The 19,349-nt window shown below is 54.9% G+C and carries 15 protein-coding genes and 5 pseudogenes; 12 read left to right on the top strand and 8 right to left on the bottom strand.

Features of this window, described 5'->3' with window-relative positions; genetic code table 11:
• Positions 1–3 precede the first annotated feature (3 nt).
• The 5 genes from tssE to tssA form a co-directional block, all read right to left on the bottom strand.
• Entirely contained in the window at positions 4–423 is a 420-nt protein-coding gene (gene tssE, locus AFK24_RS09940; protein WP_240500371.1) for a type VI secretion system baseplate subunit TssE, read from the bottom strand.
• Between the two features lie 70 nt (positions 424–493).
• The gene (locus AFK24_RS09935; protein WP_065833071.1) at positions 494–982 is read right to left on the bottom strand and encodes an Hcp family type VI secretion system effector; all 489 of its coding nucleotides are present in this window, start codon (positions 980–982) and stop codon (positions 494–496) included.
• A 156-nt stretch (positions 983–1,138) separates the two neighbouring features.
• A complete protein-coding gene (gene tssC / locus AFK24_RS09930) occupies positions 1,139–2,623 on the bottom strand; it encodes a type VI secretion system contractile sheath large subunit (RefSeq protein WP_065833070.1) in 1,485 nt (494 codons plus the stop codon).
• Between the two features lie 3 nt (positions 2,624–2,626).
• Positions 2,627–3,124, bottom strand: a complete 498-nt coding sequence (gene tssB / locus AFK24_RS09925; protein ID WP_065833069.1) for a type VI secretion system contractile sheath small subunit — start codon at positions 3,122–3,124, stop codon at positions 2,627–2,629.
• A 90-nt stretch (positions 3,125–3,214) separates the two neighbouring features.
• Positions 3,215–4,810 (bottom strand): type VI secretion system protein TssA, encoded by a 1,596-nt coding sequence (gene tssA / locus AFK24_RS09920; protein WP_065833068.1) that lies wholly within the window; start codon positions 4,808–4,810, stop codon positions 3,215–3,217.
• A gap of 336 nt (positions 4,811–5,146) precedes the next feature.
• Between tssA and AFK24_RS32010 the strand changes: the two genes are divergently transcribed.
• The 3 genes and pseudogenes from AFK24_RS32010 to AFK24_RS31555 form a co-directional block, all read left to right on the top strand.
• Positions 5,147–5,497, top strand: a complete 351-nt coding sequence (locus tag AFK24_RS32010; RefSeq protein ID WP_080482113.1) for a PAS domain-containing protein — start codon at positions 5,147–5,149, stop codon at positions 5,495–5,497.
• Complete coding sequence (locus tag AFK24_RS32005; RefSeq protein ID WP_139110487.1) at positions 5,467–5,658, top strand: PAS domain S-box protein; 192 nt, start codon at positions 5,467–5,469, stop codon at positions 5,656–5,658. The genes AFK24_RS32010 and AFK24_RS32005 overlap by 31 nt, the downstream gene beginning before the upstream one ends.
• An 18-nt stretch (positions 5,659–5,676) precedes the next feature.
• A pseudogene (locus tag AFK24_RS31555) lies at positions 5,677–5,940 on the top strand (GAF domain-containing protein); the annotation flags it as partial.
• Positions 5,941–6,207: 267 nt separating this feature from the next.
• Here AFK24_RS31555 and AFK24_RS09910 read toward each other — a convergent pair.
• Positions 6,208–6,507, bottom strand: a complete 300-nt coding sequence (locus tag AFK24_RS09910; RefSeq protein ID WP_065833067.1) for a hypothetical protein — start codon at positions 6,505–6,507, stop codon at positions 6,208–6,210.
• A 136-nt stretch (positions 6,508–6,643) separates the two neighbouring features.
• Here AFK24_RS09910 and AFK24_RS09905 point away from each other — a divergent pair.
• A pseudogene (locus AFK24_RS09905) lies at positions 6,644–6,916 on the top strand (SOS response-associated peptidase family protein); the annotation flags it as partial.
• 597 nt (positions 6,917–7,513) lie between these two features.
• Positions 7,514–11,458: a M10 family metallopeptidase C-terminal domain-containing protein gene (locus AFK24_RS31810; RefSeq protein WP_065833066.1), complete on the top strand. Its 3,945-nt coding sequence runs from the start codon at positions 7,514–7,516 to the stop codon at positions 11,456–11,458.
• A gap of 177 nt (positions 11,459–11,635) precedes the next feature.
• On the opposite strand, the pseudogene AFK24_RS09895 reads toward AFK24_RS31810, so the two are convergent.
• Positions 11,636–12,068: pseudogene (locus tag AFK24_RS09895) on the bottom strand (cell wall hydrolase).
• Between the two features lie 152 nt (positions 12,069–12,220).
• Between AFK24_RS09895 and AFK24_RS09890 the strand changes: the two are divergent.
• Together AFK24_RS09890 and AFK24_RS09885 are read left to right on the top strand one after the other, a co-directional pair.
• Positions 12,221–12,598 (top strand): hypothetical protein, encoded by a 378-nt coding sequence (locus tag AFK24_RS09890; RefSeq protein WP_139110481.1) that lies wholly within the window; start codon positions 12,221–12,223, stop codon positions 12,596–12,598.
• Between the two features lie 450 nt (positions 12,599–13,048).
• On the top strand, positions 13,049–13,582 hold the full coding sequence (locus tag AFK24_RS09885; protein WP_065833064.1) for a helix-turn-helix domain-containing protein: 534 nt from the start codon (positions 13,049–13,051) through the stop codon (positions 13,580–13,582).
• A 265-nt stretch (positions 13,583–13,847) separates the two neighbouring features.
• On the opposite strand, the gene AFK24_RS29845 is transcribed toward AFK24_RS09885, so the two are convergent.
• Entirely contained in the window at positions 13,848–14,171 is a 324-nt protein-coding gene (locus AFK24_RS29845; RefSeq protein ID WP_080482121.1) for a helix-turn-helix domain-containing protein, read from the bottom strand.
• 300 nt (positions 14,172–14,471) lie between these two features.
• Here AFK24_RS29845 and AFK24_RS32000 point away from each other — a divergent pair, with 300 nt between their 5' ends.
• The 5 genes and pseudogenes from AFK24_RS32000 to AFK24_RS29830 form a co-directional block, all read left to right on the top strand.
• The gene (locus AFK24_RS32000; RefSeq protein WP_139110480.1) at positions 14,472–14,744 is read left to right on the top strand and encodes a transposase; all 273 of its coding nucleotides are present in this window, start codon (positions 14,472–14,474) and stop codon (positions 14,742–14,744) included.
• Between the two features lie 55 nt (positions 14,745–14,799).
• Positions 14,800–15,135: an IS66 family insertion sequence element accessory protein TnpB gene (gene tnpB, locus AFK24_RS30655; RefSeq protein WP_065833062.1), complete on the top strand. Its 336-nt coding sequence runs from the start codon at positions 14,800–14,802 to the stop codon at positions 15,133–15,135.
• Between the two features lie 81 nt (positions 15,136–15,216).
• Positions 15,217–16,545: pseudogene (tnpC, locus tag AFK24_RS09870) on the top strand (IS66 family transposase); the annotation flags it as partial.
• 592 nt (positions 16,546–17,137) lie between these two features.
• Entirely contained in the window at positions 17,138–18,799 is a 1,662-nt protein-coding gene (gene ltrA, locus AFK24_RS09865; RefSeq protein ID WP_065833061.1) for a group II intron reverse transcriptase/maturase, read from the top strand.
• A gap of 104 nt (positions 18,800–18,903) precedes the next feature.
• A pseudogene (locus AFK24_RS29830) lies at positions 18,904–19,125 on the top strand (transposase domain-containing protein); the annotation flags it as partial.
• Positions 19,126–19,349: the final 224 nt, after the last annotated feature.

Here is a 19,349-nt window from a genome sequence, read left to right as displayed (position 1 = left end):
AAATTAGGGCATCGCCAAAGATACCCGGCCGTCGGAGGAAACCCGCGTCGCCAGATGAATAGGAATGTACTGGTCATCAATCTCGACGAGGCCGTCCAGGCTGAAACTCAGCGACAGCACTTCCTGATGGCCCTCGCTGACTTGGATGCGGGGCGATTTCAGACGCGGCTCGTAGTGCGCGATCATGCGTGTCATGTTTTTAATGATCTGGCTGGTTTCGCCTGTGGCGAACGAACCGGCCAGATTGGTGAAATCCGGTACACCGAACTCAGGGTCAATCGGAACGCTACCCTGACGGGTATTGAGAATGCGCTGAAGATGTTCACGTATCGAAAGTGTCAGGACTTGCGCCTGCGTCAGCCGTGACCGCTCACTGTCAGTCTGAAGACCGACGATGCGTTCCAACAAACGTTTTTCTCTCACGGCGTTGTCTCCTCAAGTCCTGAAAACACCGCCCTGTTCAAGGGCGGCGCGACATATCGAAAAGCGTTGCTTACGCTTTTGGCGCCAACCACGAATCTTCGGCTTCGATGCCGTCCGGCACCCAGGTCCAAACGATTTTTTCGTAGGTAATGCCGATATCTTCCATGTGGCCCATCTGCTTGAACTCAGGGTTCAAGACGTTTGGCACCCACGTACGCGAAGAGACCAGCACCGCATTGCTCAAGGTGATGGTGTAGTACTTCTCTTCGGTTCCTTTAGGGGAGATGCGATAGAACTCAAGTACGACGGTCTTGAGTTGCTCGCCCGAGGTCAGGGCTTGCAGCAGTTTTGGCGAAGCCTTGTCGATCTCTTTGGTCAGGGTCATGCCCTGGTGAACACGCTTGCCTGCTGGAAGGCCGGTTTGCGGGTTCTTCGGGATGTCGATCAGATGCTCTACTGCCTGAACGAGAATCTTCGCTTCATGGCCGGCAACCGTACTGGAACCTTCAATCTTGCCTTGGTTATGGCCTTCGATACTCAAGTAGCATGGCATTGGCATAACAGGTACTCCGGGTTAATCAGTTAATTTTCAGGCGCTGACCAGAACCCCTGGCCCTGGATCGGCGCCTTGAACTCATTCAGGAAAGCCCCGAGGCAATGAACCTCGGCAGAACACGTTGATGGGCACCCTCAGGGCGCCCAGTCATTGCGAGAATCAGCTTTTGTCGAGCTTGCCCACCAGCGAAAGCGTGAAAGAGGCGCCCATGTACTTGAAGTGCGGGCGCACTTTCAAACCGACGCGGTACCAACCTGGATCGCCTTGGACGTCGCTTACGGTAATTTCGGCCTGACGCAGCGGACGACGGCTGCGCACGCCCGCTGCCGGGTTGTCCATATCCGCCACGTACTGGCGAATCCAGGTATTGAGTTCCGACTCCAGATCGCCACGCTCTTTCCAGGTGCCGATGTTTTCGCGCTGGATGACCTTGATGTAGTGAGCCAGGCGGCTGACCACGAAGATGTAAGGCAATTGGGTGCCGAGCTTGTAATTGAGCTCTGCTTCCTTGCCTTCTTTGTCGTTGCCGAAATACTTGGGCTTCTGGCAGGAGTTGGCCGAGAAGAACGCAGCGTTATCGGTGTTTTTGCGCATGGTCAGGGCGATGAAACCCTGTTCAGCCAATTCGAACTCGCGGCGCTCGGAGATAAGCACTTCGGTTGGAATCTTGGTCTGGGTTTCACCCATGGCTTCATAGTTGTAAACCGGCAGGTCACCGACGGTACCGCCACCCTGCGGGCCGATAACGTTGGCACACCAGCGATACTGGGCAAAGCTGTCGGACAAGCGGCTGGCGAACGCGAACGCAGCGTTACCCCAGAGGAAGTCCTTGTTGCCGCCACTGACGTTCTCGTTATAGCGAAAGGTCTTGGCTGGGATTGTGTCTTCGCCATAGGGCGTGCGCAGCAGGAAGTGCGGCAAGGTCAAACCAACAAACCGGGCATCGTCACTTTCACGGAACGCATTCCATTTGGTGAACTGCGGTCCTTCAAAGACCGCTTGCAAGTCCTTGAGGTTAGGCAGATCGGCAAAGCTGTCGATGCCGAAGAATTGCGGGCCGGCGGCGGCAATGAACGGCGTGTGAGACATTGCCGAAATGGCTGCAACCGATTGCAGCAGTTTCATGTCCTGCGGACCCGGATTGAACTCGTAGTTGCCGATTATCGAACCGAACGGTTGACCACCAAACTGACCGAACTCAGCGGTATAGACCGCTTTGTACAAGCCTGAGCGGGTAATTTCCGGAGCGTCTTCGAAATCCTCAAGGAGCTTCTCTTTGGAGACGCTGAGGATTTCCAGCTTATTGTTCTCGCGGAAATCGGTGCGGTCGACCAAAAACTTCAACGAACGCCACGAGGATTCCAGCTTCTGGAATTTTTCGTTGTGGATGATTGCGTCCACCTGACGGCAAAGCTTGGCGTCAAGGGTAGCAATCATGTCATCGATCAAACCGGCGCTGACTTTCTCGCTCTGCCGGGCAGGTTCGAGCAGTTCGCTGACGAACGCTTCGAGCCCTTGACGCGTAACCGCATACGCTTCGTCACCCGGCTTTACGCGGGTAGCTTCAACCAGTTGATCCAGCAACGAAACGGATTCAGCCGCTTGGCCGGTGTTGGCCGAGGCCTGACTTTTTTCTTCACTCATGGGTTATTCCTTGTCCTTAACGCCAAGTTCCGAAAGGAGGCGCTCGCGGGCACCGTCATCATTCATCAGGGCCTGAAGTTGTTTGCGGAACTCCGGCAGGTTGCCCATTGGGCCTTTCAAGGCTTTGAGCGAGTCACGCAAAGCGATGAGCTGTTGCAACTCCGGAACCTGGGAGACGATGGCATCAGGTTCGAAATCGCGAATGGACTGAAACGTCAGCGATACTGGAATCTGTTCATCGGCCGGGGCGTTCTCTGCCAGGCGATTGGGCACTGCCAACTGCAGGCTCAAGTTCTGACCCTTGAGCACATCCGTGAAGTTGTCTTTATCGACGCGAATCGGTTTAAGGTCCTCAACCGGCGTATCGTCATTACGCAAGGTAAAGTCGCCGATAACCAATTGCTTCAGCGGCAACTCAACCTGCTCTTGAGCGCCACCGGTGTCGGAGCTGTAAACAATATTGACGCGCTCTTTAGGCGCGACCGAACCTTCACTAGCCATTTAATCCCACTCCTGTTTACCGGGCACGCTCGACGCGGCCGTTGAATAACTCAAGGCACGAACATGTACATGCCTGTCGGGTGTTGCCTGTTACGCGATAGAACTCATTTCTGGGCTGGCAAGACGCCAGAAAGCAGGCAGATCCATTGCGGCCAACTGCTTCGCCCATGTCACTCTGGCCTCACCACCATCCTCACGGCTGATTGCCAGCTCTAAAAGGGGTCGCACCAGCTCGGGCTCCCAGCGGTCCAGCCCCTGCTCGTTTGCTTCTTGCAGCAGCACATCAACCGCAACGTGCAACTGGATACGTGGATCAAAGCGATGCAATAAAAGACATTGAGCGCAGCGCAACCGGAAGCGATCACGGCCTCCACTGACCTCACGCAGGTTGTCCTGTAGACGATTCATCGCGTCACTCAGCCGGCCATCGGCAGCCTCCTGCGCAGCCTCGTCAATCAACGCCTGTAATGCGTCGCCAGCAGTGGCGCGATTTACCGGAGCCAGTCCTGCGAGCCAGGCGCACGTGGCGCCGTCTGCGAACGGCCGACCGTCGGCGAATGCGAGTTCAGCCAATAGAGGAAGTCGAGCCAGGAAGTGGCGTGTCTCCAGCACAAGACTCGTAGCACCCGAGACGGCTGCGGAACCCAGCTTAAGCAGCGCCGCGTGGCTTGCGCGATTGAGGTCTAGCCAGAACGGAAAGGTATTCAACCTGCCTTCGCAAAATCGAATGACATCCAACGGCTCACCGACGCTTTGCAAACGGTTGAAGCTTTCCAGCTCTGAATCAGACGGCGGTGGCAAGCGGGTGACATTGCCTTGGGCGGGAGGCAATTGCGTAAGCGTTGTCCACGCCATCTGGCGATTCAGGCGGAACAGCAATGGCAATGTTGTTCGAGATTCAAGGCAAAACGTCACGAGAGGAGCAAGCGCGCCAAACACGCCACTCACTGCACTTTCAATCGCGTCATCAGTTTCCAGGCTACCCAGGTCTGGCGGTGATGCCAGAACAGGTGGAGCCTTTTTGGATGCTGCTGATACACCGGGCGACTGCCGGGTTGTTGCCGACGCAGGCGCAACTTCGCTTTCACTTGTGGCAGGCGGCTCAACCTGCTCAGGCTCAGACTCTGCGGCAACAAGCGGCGCGCTGGCGAGCACTGGTAACAATGACAGGCGTCGACTCAATACAAGGAAGTTAGGACCGTCGTCATCCTTGTCGCGCCAGAATCGGTCAATCGCCTGCCAGTCTTCCAGCAGGGCCTGTAAAAGAGCGCCTGGCATAGGCTCGAACGACTCGTCGACCTTCACGGTCAGCCAGTCAAGGAGCCATTGCGCCTGATTACGCCGAGCTCGTAGCCGAGTGACGGGCGGCGTCAAATCGTCCCAATACAGCTCGAGCATTTCGCGTAATACGTGGATGCCCATCGCCAGGCCGGGCAAACCGGTCGTACTGGTCCAGGCACACAATAGCCAGACAACAGCATTAAGGTCCTTGCCTTCGTCACGAATAACCCGTGCGCACGCATCAGCGACTTTGGGCCAGTCGACGCCTGAAGCGGAGTGAATATTGGTGAGTTTTTCCAGCTCGACCTGCGCGAGGACATACGCCTCACTTTCTCGAGGGTTGACGCCTGCGGGGTTAGTCGCACTGATCGCAAATGAACCCAACTCTTGGTTGAGACAACTCATCCGTCATTCCGCCACGTCGGTAGGCTTTGGCGACTTGGCTTTGAAGGCGAAGCACCTAGAGCTCAATTGAAGGGGTTATTACTGAGTAAGCGATGGTATTCAAATTGCCATCACTGCGTCTGTCCCCAGTTCTAGCGACAAAAATTGACCAACGAGGAACCTTGGCGAGGGTTAACGGTCACGCAATGGCGCTCAGGACGCCAGGGTGCTCGAATACATCAACGCGCACGCGTATGCCGCAGCGATCGCACGATAGGGATACAAGATCCTTGTAGCGGTTGAGCACGAATAAAAATTGCACTTTTTTGAACAGATGCGACCTGACGGGGGGGCGGGCTGGGCTGCGTCAATCGCGCACAAAATGATGATGCAGGGGTTCATCGCAGAGGCAGGAATGAAATGTTGGGATGGCCGATGGCTGAGCTGGTTCCCGATTACGTCTCCACGCTACCGTGCTTCCGGACCTTAAGGTCTGCTGTTTCAGCCGGGGCGGCAGTTACCGATGACTATCGGTACATTCATAAAAATGGCGCACTCATATGGCTGCACGCGACGTGGTCCCCGATAAAGGACGACTCCGGAAAAGTACAGTACATGAAGTGTCTGGCAACCGATGTCACAGATTCCTTTAATAAGGCTAGGGAAACGAAGCACTTATCAATGCCCTGCTGCGCTCCACCGCGATAATCGAGTTTGACCTCGGCGGAAATATCATCACCGCAAACGACGCGTTTCTAAATGTGATGGGCTACCAACTGGATCAAATAAAAAGCAAACATCACGGTATGTTTTGCGACCCTACCCGCCAAGTGGTTGGAGCTGTCGAACCCTTTACTCATCAGCTTTAAATGTGGGAAGAACCGAAGATGTCCATCAACACTGCAATCTCCAAGGCGCTACTGACTGCCGAAGAACGCTCAGCAATAGCGGAGATTGTAGCGACTACTAACATCTTGAGGCTGGGAACGCGCATGACAAGCATGCGTTTTGCTGGCATCGCGAAGTTTACGGAAACCGAATGGATTACGTGCTCTGTCTATGACCCTGATCATATAGGCATAGACGCGGGTGACACATTACCGATCGAAATTACTCTCAGCCGAGGATTCCACCCAGCGCCAGTGGTTTTGTAGGGGTAAAAACCACTGAAAATAAAAAGGGGTCGCGAGATAAAATCTCGCGACCCCTTGAATTATATGGTCGGGACGGAGTGATTCGAACACTCGACCCCTAGCACCCCATGCTGGGGACTGTAGCGACCTAACCTTTTGATTTAAAAAGGATACAACCCCTTTCAAGGGTGGCAAAACATCCGCTTTTTTGTGCTTATGCAAACGGTAATCCGTGGCCTCCAGCAGAGGTTTTGCGCTCCACCCTCCCCGGCGTCCTGCCGAAAATCAAACCTCCCTGCACCACCACGACTGCGCATACAGAACACCATCGATTTCCTCTAGGCCACTCAACGTGAAAGCGTTGGTCGCCATCCCTGATAGCCGGGCATCCAAGAGCGGCGGAAGCGGTACCGCATCGAGCGGCATGCCAGCCGGACGGATTTCAGCAATGTCACTCGTCTGGTTGAGCTGCTCGCACATCTGATTCCTGATGTTGATGTCGCCGCGAATGCCGACCGTCTGCCGGATAGACTTCCAATCTCGGGCTAAACCCTTCTCTCTCATGACTGTAATAAGGAAGTACATGACCCTCTCAATACTGGATAAATAAACAGCATCCATCCGAGCGGAAGTTTCATCAATTGGCCCCTGACGATTGGGGCCGCGCAACCAACGAGGTTGCCGCTGGTCTACGCTGATAGACCAGCGCGAGGATCGAACGATGTGCGGACGACTTTCCCAATACGACGGCATTCACGACTTTGTGGCAGCGCTGAGCATCCCCAACGCATTAATCAACTATGCCGACGACCAGCCTTTCGAACGCTATAACGCCTCTCCGACCACTCAGCTTGCCCTCTTTCACCAAGAAGGTCAGTTTCTGCGCGCTGACATGGTTCGCTGGGGCTGCCGCCCGCACTGGGCTAAAGACTGCATCGCGCCGATCAATGCTCGAGTTGAGAAAGTAGCTCATGGCCCATTCTTCAAAGCGATCTAGCCGCACCGAGCGATCATCGCGATCGACAACTGTTTGAGTGGGTTTATGAAGACCCAGCGGGAACTGAGTAAGCAGCCAGGGAATCAGTTGCTGCATAAAACGGACTTCAAACCACGGTTTTCATCCAGTCTCTCTCGAGCTTCCGGGAATGTTTGGCCAATACTCCGACGGCTTGGTTCATGTGCACACTTTCCGCCATCAAATCGGCCAGATGATTCTCGGATTTAGTGCCTGCCCCCCAGCACAGCGCCGAACTAAATCCGACCCCTTTGCCGCGCTTGCGAATTCCTGCATGGCAATCCAGCCAAGGCATGGCAGAAGGCCAGCAAGCAGGCTATTCTTGCCCCCCTTCACAGCCGATTTCCCCCTGTAACAAAAACCCATCACCCATAGTTTGTAAATGGAAGTCCTGATGAGCCTAAAAACCCTGGTTTTGATGACAGGTCTATTGCCCCAGACCTATATCGCCGAAATGCCCTTGCAATGCATCAGGAAAGCGGACCGATTTTTTTCCCGCGCACGGCACTTGGCAAAAAATAAACCTCTCCCCTATTCCCGTCTTCCCGAAATACTCAAACGCAAGGAGCATTGTCAATGGCATTGAATTATACGGATGCATCAGGAAACACTTGGGCTGTCGATAGCCGCGGCAATGTCAATCAGGCTAAAACGTCAGCACCCTCCTCCAATACTTTGGACAGCAGCTCCTTAAACCTTTACATCAGCGGATCAACTTCGGCTGCTTACCTGACATGGACATCCGCCAGCGCCACAGCCAATACACAGACTGTCACTGCGACAGATTCTGCCTCTGGCATTACTCTCACGCGCACTACCTACATCGGCGATGGTTTTGTCCGCACGCTGGAAGTCGTTAAAAACACCGGAATTGCCCCACAGTCAGTCAATCTTCAGCTGACGGACAATATCTATTACGATTCAAGGACTGTTGTGACCGCCACCAGCAGCGGTGACACCTTGCGCAATACCGCTGACGACTGGTTTGCCGTCGGTAGCACTAACACTTCCGATGCCAATCTTGTCCATGTAGTGTCGGGAGGTGCCGGTTCGCCAAGCACCACCAGTCAGAACTACAGCGCTGTTGATCAACCACAGAGCAGCTACAACCTGTCGCTTGGCGCTGGGGAAACCAAAGTTGTCATGCATTTCTATGCACTGGCGAACAATGCGGCCGGAGCACAGGCGATCGGCAGTTCGCTCGCGGGGCTGTCTAATAGCAACTACTTGACGGGCATGAGTTCGACCGAACTAAGCAGTCTTGTCAATTTCACCCAGGATATTTCCAGCAGCGTGACATCAGCGCTTGCGGCGCATCAGGCCAACCTCACACTGACCGGAACTTCCGCCATTAATGGTACCGGCAATGGGCGCGACAATATAATTACCGGCAACAGTGCGGCTAACACGCTCAGTGGCAATGATGGTAATGACACCCTCCTAGGTGGGGCTGGCAACGACGCCCTGATCGGCGGTAGCGGCAATGACACCCTGGATGGTGGCACGGGTGACGACCAGATGAATGGAGGTATCGGCAATGACCTCTATGTCGTCGATTCGGTTAGCGATAAGATCACCGAGAATGTCAATGAAGGCATCGATACCGTCAAGAGCAGTGTCAACTTCAGCATTGCCACGTTTCTGAATGTCGAAAACATCACGCTAACCGGCACGGCCCAGAACGCTACCGGTAATGCCAACGCCAACATATTGATCGGCAATGCTTCGAACAATGTGCTGGTCGGTGGTGATGGCAACGACACCCTCAAAGGTGAGGGCGGCGTCGATACACTGAATGGCGGCAACGGTAACGATGTCTATGTCGTCGATACCACGACCGATATCATTACGGATTCGGCCGGTACGGACCGGATAGAGTCGTCGGTAAATTTCAGTCTGGCTACTTATGCCACCATCGAGAACCTGACGCTGACCGGAACCGGCGCCATCAATGGCACCGGTAACAACCTCGCAAACACCATCGTGGGTAATGCCGCAGCCAACATCATTGATGGTGGTGCGGGAGCAGACCAGATGATCGGTGGTGCCGGCAACGACACCTACGTGGTGCGCGATAGTGCAGATGTCATAACCGAAGCCAGTACCGGTGGTACCGACACCGTTATCAGCTATCTGAATTACACGCTTGGCGCCACTCTGGAAAACCTGACACTGGCCGGTACCGCGTTAACCGGTACGGGCAACGCCGGCAACAACACGCTCTTGGGCAATGCCAGCAACAATATCCTGAACGGTCTGGCTGGCAACGACACCCTGAATGGTGGCGCCGGGATTGACACACTGAACGGAGGCGATGGCAACGACCTCTATATCGTCGACACCAATACCGATGTCATCACCGACACTTCAGGTGTTGATACCGTTCAAAGTACGGTCAGTTTTTCGCTCGAAACCCGCACGACCATCGAGAACCTGTCATTGATCGGCACCGGAGCCTTGAGCGCTACCGGCAATACCCTGAATAACCTGATCTCCGCCAACGTGGGTAACAGTACTATCAATGGTGGTAGCGGCAACGATACCGTCAGTTACGCCAGCGCCACTGCGGGTGTCACGGTGGCGGTCAATGGCGCCAGCCAGGCTACTAGCGGGTCAGGGATCGACACCCTGATCAACATTGAAAACCTGTCAGGCAGCAAATTTGGTGACAGCCTTACAGGTGACGGCAATGCCAATATCCTGCGTGGCGGTGATGGCAATGACATCCTCGTTGGCGGCGCAGGCAGTGACCAGCTCTTCGGTGATGCGGGCAATGATCGTTTAACCGACTCGATCGGCGATGACACGCTGAGCGGTGGTGCAGGCAACGATACCTACGTCGTTAGCGGCACCACTGGATCTATCCTGATTGAAGACACAAGCGGTATTGATACGCTGAACGCTTCGGGCGCTACTGGCGGTGTCACCATCGATCTCACGCCTGGCAGCACCAGCAACATCAATGGACGGATGGTGACGCTTTCCTCCGGAGGCACGGTAGACGTGCCACTCGACGTGCTCTTCCTCCAGGACGCCTCCGGCTCGTTTGGCGACGACGTTGCAAAAGTGAAGACTCTAGTGCCCCAAGTGGTATCCGCCCTGTCCTCGGTTCAGGCTGACAATCGTTTCGGCCTGGCCTCCTTCATCGACAAGGGCGAATACGTCTATCGCACTGATCTGGCAATGACCGCCAATCAGACCAGCCTGGTCAATGCACTCAATACGCTGACCATCGGCAGTGGCGGCGACTCGCCAGAGGCGCAAATCGAAGCGCTGATGCAGGCCGCCTTGCGCCAGACCGAACTCGGTTTTCGCGCCGAATCCTTCCGGGTTGCGGTAGTGATGACTGATGCTGACTATCACAAGGCAGGCGACACGTCTTACGTCGCCAATGACGGTGATGCGGTGCTGGAGCTCGAAGACTATCCGACGGTTGCACTGCTCAAAACCAAGCTGTTGGCCAGTGGAATCGTACCGGTTTTTGCAGTAACCGCCGGCAACGAAACCTATTACAACAACCTTGTCGATCAGCTTGGCTTCGGAACAGTCGTGACGTTGGCAGCGGACAGCTCCAATCTGGTTGATGCCTTGACTGATGGCATGACTCAGATTACCGAGGCACGGATCGAGAACGCCATAGGTAGTATCTACAACGATACCCTGATCGGTAATGGACTGGACAATCGCCTGGAAGGCCTAGCTGGCAACGATACCTACTACGTTCAGGACAGTGGGGACGTCGTGGTTGAAGCGAATCTGGGCGGAACCGATCTGGTCATCAGTTCAGGGAGCTACGCGCTGTCGGACAACGTTGAAAATCTGACGCTTTCCGGTACCGCGAACATCGACGCTACGGGTAACGCCCTGGACAACCAGCTCGTCGGCAATAGCGGTGCTAACGTCATTTCCGGCGGCGTCGGTGCTGACAGGATGCTGGGTGGTCGAGGCAACGACACCTACGTGGTTGATAATGCCGGCGATCAGGTGATCGAGTACTCCGGCGCCGGCAACGACACCATCAAGACCTCGATCAGTTATGGGCTGAGCGCCAATGTCGAGAATCTGGTCCTGACTGGCACGGCGGCCATCAATGGCACCGGCAATACCCTGGGCAACACACTGACCGGCAACTCCGTTGCCAACCTGCTTAATGGTGGTGCAGGCAACGACATACTTATTGGCGGTGCGGGCAACGATACGCTGACCGGTGGTGCAGGCAACGACACATTCATCTTCACTTCGCTGTCGGACATGGGAAAGACCGGTGCAAGCACTGACGTCATCACTGACTTCATCCGCGGGCAGGACAAAATCGATCTGGGGACACTGGATGCCATAACGAACACAAGCTACAACGAGGCTTTTTCGTTCATCGGCAATGCTGTTGCCTTTACCGGAGCCGGGCAACTGAGGTTTCAGGATGGTGTGCTGTACGGCAACACCGATACAAACAGCGAAACCGATTTCGCCATTAAGCTCATCGGCGTCACTATCCTGGCGGCTACAGACATCATTCTCTAACCTACCGCTTAAAGCCGTATCTACTTTGCGTTACTAGCAACCCCGACAAGCCTTGTTGCTTGTCGGGGTTTTCTCTCTGTTGATGCTCAACAGCAGGACTATCAATTTACCTTCCAGTAGCCTCCCGCACATATCCTTGCGAGCCGCGAGCGCAATCATTCCTTGGTCACGGCGTCATCACGGCACATCCTTGAAGAAGACGTGACGACCGAGCTTCAGCGTCTGCCTGGCCTTTGCCGCCCACACCGGTGGCGCGGACATGGTGGTCGCGTAGTAGTGCGTGGCCCCGCCGGTTGGATCTGGCACCTTTCCGGCCATCACATGGTCAGCAGCAATCTGCGTCTGGGCAAACTCTCGGAACGGAATCTGCTTCGCGCCGCTGAGGAATGGATAGTTCGGATCGTTCTTGTTCCAGCAACTGAACTGCCAGGGTTTCAAGCACACCCCGGCATAGCCCTCACCCCACCAGTCAGGCTTGCGATCGTGGTACAGGCCCATTTCAACCCGATTGCGAATGGTCAAGGCCGCGGCCACCATCCCATCCACATTTCGCCCTTAGCCTCGCCCAATATGCGTGTAGTACGTCTCGATCTTTTTGAGTTGCGGTCATGCTTTTCTGCGGACAGAAAGAAACCCGCTCAGTGGCAAGCTTAATTGAGATCGGCAGTGGTTAAACCTCAGCACTCCACAGGCGCTTCGGTACGTATCCAAATCCGAAAAACTACGCGATGATGGCGCATATGATGGCTCGGACTAATCAATGTGAATCGTAAAACCTCGAAAAAACTGAAAGGCGCAGCGGTAGTTGTGGTGCCCGCCTTGTTCTATTTGGCCGTTTTTGGGGTTGCGATCAAGGTGTTCATACTTTGTGCGTTGCTCGTGTATCTGTACTTTTTAATTTTTCACACCGGCCCAACTCTGCTAATGACAGCCGGGGGCTTATTAATGGGATTTCTGAAAAAGATCCCAGATCCTGTTGTGGCGGCAGTGCTCCTCACGGCGGGAATTTACTACTTCTTCCGCTGGATTCGCAGTCCCAGCAGCTCTCCGCTAAGCTCTGACCCGCTCTCCAGCGCGCAACTCAAGATCGAAGGACCAGTCGCTGAAAAAAATGAAGACGAGTCCGCCAAACTGAATTAACTTGTCTTGGTGGTCCGCAGCCACACCGGCTATAGAGTCCACCATGTCAAGGTGATCTCCGGCGCTGCGCCAACCACATGATTCATAACAGATTTATGGGCCGTTCGCCGTCACTCAAAAGGCGGCACAAGTGGCTATATGAATCAATAACTTAGCGTTGAGTTTTGCAACGCTGAACTCCCTCCCCGGCGTCCTGCCGACGAACACCAAACCTGTCATCGACACGATTTACTCTAAAAATCATGCGCTAAACTTACAGTCAGAGACAGGACGACTCTGGCCGGCCATACCTGGGTACGATTTTCGATTATGGCTCAGGCTGGCCGTCACTTCTGCACTGTAAATGCCGGATATCCTTCCACGATGCACTGCTAGACTTCAAGAAGACGGGCGGAATTGAAAAAGAAATTCCACCTTCCCACTATGTGCATTACCCATTTGGATCGAGATATGTCGACGATTGGCGCCAGGCTCAAACAGGAACGAACCCGCATAGGGCTCACACAGCAGGAACTGGGACGGGTCGGGGGCGTTGCAGCTAATGCTCAAGGCTTATATGAGAAAGGAAAAAGATCTCCACGCGCGGACTATTTGGCAAAGATATTAACCGCCGGTATTGATGTCGTTTATGTCCTGACTGGGAAACCTGTGCCGCCAACGGGAAAACCCGGAGCGGACGGTATATCGGATTCGTTCGACACTATCTTCGAGACCTACTTCGAGCAAACCGAACGGTTGGCTTCTCTTTCACAGGCAGGCAGCGAATGGGCGATTCGGCTTCATTCATTTTGTCAAAATCAGCTTGCGATTGTTGCGACTGTAAAATATCTCACTACGGTTGCTGAAGTTCAGGGCTACGACGATATTCCAGAACGTGTCTCCTATTCTTTAGAAGCACTCTTAAACAATGCTTTGATAGTCGCTGAGGCCATTGGTGACAACCAGGTAAAAAAACTCGGTTCGCACCGAGATGCTTCTGCATGAGATGTTACGCCTCTGCTGGGGGTTCGGTAACTGCGATGCATTGACTTCATACAACGCCTTCTCCTCTGGCATCCTGCCGTCACCACCAAACCATTTATCCGCTCGACTTTCGCATCACTCCCATCTAGCTAATGTTTATCTGTCAGGGACAGAGCTGCACAGGTTGTTAGCCGCTGGTGATTGCCCAAAGAAAAACGAGCACGATCCCAACCCAACCGATTGCTAACAGGGCCGGAAGGATTGAAACAAAGCGATCCATCAAAGCTCAGTCGCAATCGGACAGGGATGACGACAGATGCCCTATGGCGTTTTTATCGCCGGTGTCCAAGGAACGGTAATGTTCAAGCACCGTTCGTTCGGCCTCATCGAGGCTATCTGCAGCCGTAGGTGTGCGTTTGCCCAATACGACGTACAAGATATCGACGCCTCCTTTTGCGATGGCAGCCAGATAGTCGGCTTTAGGTACGCGCTTGCCACTCTCATAGTGACCCTGAGCGTTCGCCTCAACGCCGCCCAATGCCGCGAATCCTTGCTGACTGAGACCTGATTTTTTACGTTCCTCTCTTAGTCGATCGCCCATGCGGTCCATAGTGATTACTCCTCTTCCAATCTTCAACCATACGCCCATATCCTCCATATGAGTGACTTTATCTAGACGAAACACTCAAGAGCGATGAGCCGACGGTGGTCAGCGGCTTTCGCCGCGGGAACCTGTGCGCCTTATAGCTCGTGCCCGTTTTCAGCCCCAGCCTTCTATTTCCATTCCCTTACCTCGGCTGATGAAGCGTATGCGTCCGGCAAAGTCATCTAGCCTGCCCCGTAAAGCCAAGACATGGTGTGCACTTAAATTTAAGTGGACACCAGTTCTAGCCTTTTAAGCGGGTCTTTCATGCAGCCACAACGCCGTTCCTACTCCAAATCCTTCAAAGCCCAAGTCATTCAAGAGTGCTCCCAGCCCGGAGCTTCGATTGCCAATATCGCGCTGAGCCACAGCCTCAACGCTAATCTCGTCCATAAATGGATTCGAGTGCAACGCAGAAAACCATGGTGCTGCAACCTGCTTTCATTCCGCTGCCCTTGCAGCCTACCGGGGCAAGGTCGGAAGTCGCGTCATCGACTATTTGTCTCGAAATTCCACACCCACGCGGCACGGTCAAAGTGAATTGGCCGACCGACAGCGCTGCTGTCTGCGCGACCTTTCTGAGAGACCTGTTGCGATGATCCGCATTGATGCGATTTGGCTCGCTACCGAACCGATGGACATGCGCGCCGGCACCGACACTGCGCTGGCGCGGGTGGTAGCAGTGTTCGGTGCGGCGCAGCCGCACTGTGCTTATCTGTTTGCCAACCGCCGCGCCAATCGCGTGAAAGTGCTGGTGCATGACGGGCTGGGCATCTGGCTGGCGGCCCGCCGTTTGCATCAGGGCAAGTTCTTCTGGCCGAGTTCTCGGCACGGCTCTCAAATAGAATTGGGCGTCGAACAACTGCACGCCTTGGTGCTGGGTTTGCCTTGGCAACGAGTCGGGCCAGGCAGCGCGATTTCAATCGTATAACGCCTGCCATGACCAGCCAGGCCGTGCAATTGTCCGATGAGCCTATCGTCGGTTTTGGCCTGTTCTGGCAAAATCGGCGGCATGACTTCGCTTCCCAATCTCGACCAACTAAACCCTGAACAACTGCGCGCTCTGGCGGCGCAGTTGATGCAGCGTGTCGAGAGTCTCGATCAAAAAATCGAGACGATGGACAAGCAAATCCACCACCACAAAACGGTCAACGAGAAACTGGCTCACGAGATCGCGCAGCTCAAGCGCTTCAAGTTTGCCAAGCGCAGCGAGCAATTAAGCCCGGATCAAGCCAGCCTGCTCGATGACCTGATCGACACCGACATCGCGGCCATCGAAGCCGAGCTTGAGGCGCTGCAACCCGTTCCCGTTTCGACCGAGGCTCGGCAAAAACCTAAGCGCGCCGCCTTGCCGCCACAGTTTCCGCGCACCCTGATCCACCACGAACCCGACAACAGCCATTGCCAGTGCGGCTGCGCCCTCAAGCGCATCGGCGAGGATGTCAGCGAGAAACTCGACTACACGCCGGGCGTGTTCACCGTCGAGCGTCATATCCGTGGCAAGTGGGTCTGCGATCAGTGCGAAACACTGATCCAGGCACCGGTTCCGGCGCAGGTCATCGACAAAGGCATCCCGACCGCGGGGCTGCTGGCCCACGTCATGATCGCGAAGTTCGCCGACCATTTACCGCTCTATCGCCAGGAATCGATTTTTGGTCGAGCCGGTTTGACTATCGCGCGTTCGACCCTGGCGCAATGGGTCGGCAACTGTGGTGTTCAGTTGCAGCCGCTGGTCGATGCCCTGCGTGATGCTGTCCTCGAACATGGCGTGATCCATGCCGATCAAACGCCGGTGCAGATGCTCACTCCGGGCGCTAAAAAGACTCACCGAGCCTATGTCTGGGCCTACGCCACCAGCCAGTTCTCGGACTTGGCGGCGGTCGTTTACGACTTCAGCCCCAGCCGCGCCGGAGAACACGCCCGCAACTTCCTGCAAGACTGGAAGGGCAAGCTGGTCTGCGACGATTTTGGCGGCTACAAGGCCAGCTTTGAACTGGGTGTGACCGAGATCGGCTGCATGGCCCATGCGCGGCGCAAGTTTTTCGAGCTACACGCCACCAACAAGAGCCAGATCGCCGAGCAGGCCTTGCGCTACATCCAGTTGCTCTATGAAATCGAACGCGACGTCCGCGACTTGGAACCGGATTTACGCCTTCAAATACGCCAAGAAAAAGCCGTGCCGGTAATGGACGCCTTGCATGCCTGGATGATTGCCCAGCGCCAGCTCGTGCACGACGGCTCGGCTATTAGCAAGGCTCTGGATTACAGCCTCAAACGCTGGACGGCGCTGTCGCGCTATCTCGATGACGGGGCGGTGCCCATAGATAATAACTGGGCAGAAGTGCGACACGAAGTNGTGCGACACGAAGTCGCTTACAGAAGTTGTTCCCCTTTGAGGGAACCACCCGTGTCACCGGGTGAATCTAGAAGGCTGAATCAAGAGCGCCTTCGACAATGTGACGAGGCATCGCAAGGTGCTGGGTACTAATCGTGAGAGGCGTACCCTTCTGGCAGCCATGGCCGGACAAGGGCTAGATAGTCGGTATGGTGAACACATGTGAACCTGCGTAAAGATCGTTAAGTTAAACGAGCGGAAATGGCTTATACGCTCGAACCAAAAGGTAGCGGAGGTGGGAACAGCGTTTTTCTGCACGCGCGTTCGTGACCCACATGCCTCCCGGTCGATAGCAGGCACCTAACCCGACGTACTTCAGTAAGCGGAACGTGGAAATCCCGTATCGCTCCCCTCGGGGACAGCCATTTGCAAAAACGGCCCATGGCGGTGCGGGCGAAGGAACGAGGAAAAAGCGAACGCCATCCTGTAACGGGCTGGATAGAAGTTGAAACATCACTTCACGCGAAAGCGGGCAGACGTCCTCATGGTCTCTCTTCACACGAGAGTATGTAGAACCCTTTCAACGGAGGGAGGGCAAATGAACGCAGCAGCATTGGCGTGTGCACCTTCCGGCACGTCGTGGGACGGCATCAATTGGGCCGACGCTCAACGTCGAGTAAGAGGGCTGCAAGCGCGTATTGTGAAGGCTGTACAAGACGGCAGACATAACAAAGCGAGAGCCTTGCAATGGCTGCTGACTCACTCGTTTAGCGGCAAAGCATTGGCCGTGAAACGAGTGTCTGAAAACAAAGGCAAAAATACCCCTGGTGTAGACAAGGTCACTTGGAATACACCGAGGGCCAAGATCGGTGCGATTGCGTCGTTGAAGCGGCGAGGCTACTCGCCACTTCCGCTTCGGAGAGTTCTAATTCCGAAGAAAAACGGCAAGACAAGACCTCTCGGAATTCCTGCGATGAAATGCCGGGCCATGCAGGCGCTCCATTTGCTGGCTCTGGAACCGATAGCGGAAACCACCGCCGACCCGAACTCTTATGGATTCAGGCCGGAACGCTCAACTGCGGATGCCGCCGCACAGTGCTTTGGTGTGCTGTCACGAAAAGCAAACGCGGAATGGGTGTTAGAGGGCGATATTCAAGGCTGTTTCGACAATATCAGCCATGACTGGTTGATCGCCCACATCCCTATGGATAAAGCGATTTTGCAGACATGGCTCAAGGCCGGTTACGTCTACCAGAATGAGCTATTCCCCAGCCACGCCGGAACCCCGCAGGGAGGCATCATATCCCCGGTGTTGGCGAACATGACGCTGGATGGGTTGGAAACGATGCTGGCGAAGAGGTTTCCCAATGCAAAGTGGACAGCCCGAAAAATGCAGATGGTGCGTTATGCAGATGACTTCATCATCACTGGCTGTTCGAAAGAGTGGCTGGAGAGTGAAGTCAGGCCCGCCGTGGTTGAGTTTCTGGCAGAGCGTGGACTTGTACTCTCTCCGGAAAAAACCAAAATAACGCACATAGGGGACGGGTTCGACTTCCTCGGATGGAACTTGCGCAAGTACAACGGCAAGCTCCTGATCAAGCCATCGAAAGCGAACATCAGGGCCCACCTCGCCAAGCTCCGGGAAGTGATCAAGACCAACAAGGCGATCAAACAGGTCAATTTGATAGGGCTGCTCAACCCGATTTTGCGGGGATGGGCGAACTATCATAGCCACGTGGTCGCCAAGAAAGTCTTCAATCAGATAGACAGCGAAGTCTGGACAATGCTCTGGCGCTGGGCGGTGAGACGACATCCGCGCAAAGGAAAGCGGTGGGTCAAGGACAGGTATTTCAAAGTCCGAGGCTCGCGGCGATGGGTGTTCTCCACCGTTGAAAAATACGCAGACAGTAAGGCAAGGGAATACACCTTACTGAAGGAATCGGACACGCCGATAGTGCGGCACATCAAGATCAAGGCTGCTGCCAACCCGCATGACCCCAATTGGGATGAGTATTTCGAGTTCCGATGGGACAAGAAAATGCTCAAATCAACGAAGGGACGAGCGAAGCTTTATCGCGTCTGGCGACAGCAAGGCGGCCTATGTTCTGTTTGTCATAAGCCCGTTACCAAAGATACGCCGTGGCATAGTCGCCACATCGTAAAGTTGGCCGACGGGGGAACGGACGCCGCAGTCAATCTTGAGATCTATCACCTGCGTTGCCCCAGAGATCAGCAGTACGCCAATGTTAAAGAGGTATAACCGGGTACTTAACAGTGCCTTTGTAGAGGCTTGAGCCGTGTGCTGGGAAACTCGCATGCACGGTTCTTAGGGGGTTGGACGCGGGTAACCGCGTCTGACTACCCGACAACCAGATCAGGCCATGGGCTCTTGGGCGCAAGAACTGGCTCTTCGCAGGATCGCTACGCAGCGGAAAACGGGCTGCGGCGATCATGAGTTTGATCCACTCAGCGCGGCTAAATGGTCATGCCCCGTACGCCTATCTCAAGGATGTCCTGACGCGGCTACCGACGCAGCGGGCGAGTGAGATCGATGAGTTGCTGCCGCATAAGTGGAAATCGGTTTAATCAAGTAAAGCATGATGCCGACCATGGGCTCTTGGACGCAAGAATTGGGCCTTCACAAAATTGTGGCGCAGTGGCAACACCACGCCGGCGTTGCTGAACCTATTGCAGGCTCGGCCAAACTCATCGGTTACGCCCTAATAGTTATTTGAGGGACGTTCTGACGGGAATTTCGATGCAGCAATCAGGTGAGATCACCGAACTGTTTTCTCCTAAATGGCTGCTGG

The organism is Pseudomonas syringae, from assembly GCF_001698815.1.
GTDB classification, from domain to species: Bacteria; Pseudomonadota; Gammaproteobacteria; order Pseudomonadales; family Pseudomonadaceae; genus Aquipseudomonas; species Aquipseudomonas syringae_A.
Note: the sequence above shows the minus strand (reverse complement) of the source record. Positions and strands in the feature narration are given on the sequence as shown.

Bases quoted from the DNA above. Each gene is read 5' to 3' on its own strand.
- AFK24_RS09935 (WP_065833071.1), bottom strand. From the start codon at position 982: ATGCCAATGCCATGCTACTTGAGTATCGAAGGCCATAACCAAGGCAAG.
- AFK24_RS31810 (WP_065833066.1), top strand. From the start codon at position 7,514: ATGGCATTGAATTATACGGATGCATCAGGAAACACTTGGGCTGTCGAT.
- tssC (WP_065833070.1), bottom strand. From the start codon at position 2,623: ATGAGTGAAGAAAAAAGTCAGGCCTCGGCCAACACCGGCCAAGCGGCT.
- AFK24_RS29845 (WP_080482121.1), bottom strand. From the start codon at position 14,171: ATGGACCGCATGGGCGATCGACTAAGAGAGGAACGTAAAAAATCAGGT.
- tssB (WP_065833069.1), bottom strand. From the start codon at position 3,124: ATGGCTAGTGAAGGTTCGGTCGCGCCTAAAGAGCGCGTCAATATTGTT.
- AFK24_RS09885 (WP_065833064.1), top strand. From the start codon at position 13,049: ATGTCGACGATTGGCGCCAGGCTCAAACAGGAACGAACCCGCATAGGG.
- AFK24_RS09910 (WP_065833067.1), bottom strand. From the start codon at position 6,507: ATGTACTTCCTTATTACAGTCATGAGAGAGAAGGGTTTAGCCCGAGAT.
- tssA (WP_065833068.1), bottom strand. From the start codon at position 4,810: ATGAGTTGTCTCAACCAAGAGTTGGGTTCATTTGCGATCAGTGCGACT.
- ltrA (WP_065833061.1), top strand. From the start codon at position 17,138: ATGAACGCAGCAGCATTGGCGTGTGCACCTTCCGGCACGTCGTGGGAC.
- AFK24_RS32000 (WP_139110480.1), top strand. From the start codon at position 14,472: ATGCAGCCACAACGCCGTTCCTACTCCAAATCCTTCAAAGCCCAAGTC.
- tnpB (WP_065833062.1), top strand. From the start codon at position 14,800: ATGATCCGCATTGATGCGATTTGGCTCGCTACCGAACCGATGGACATG.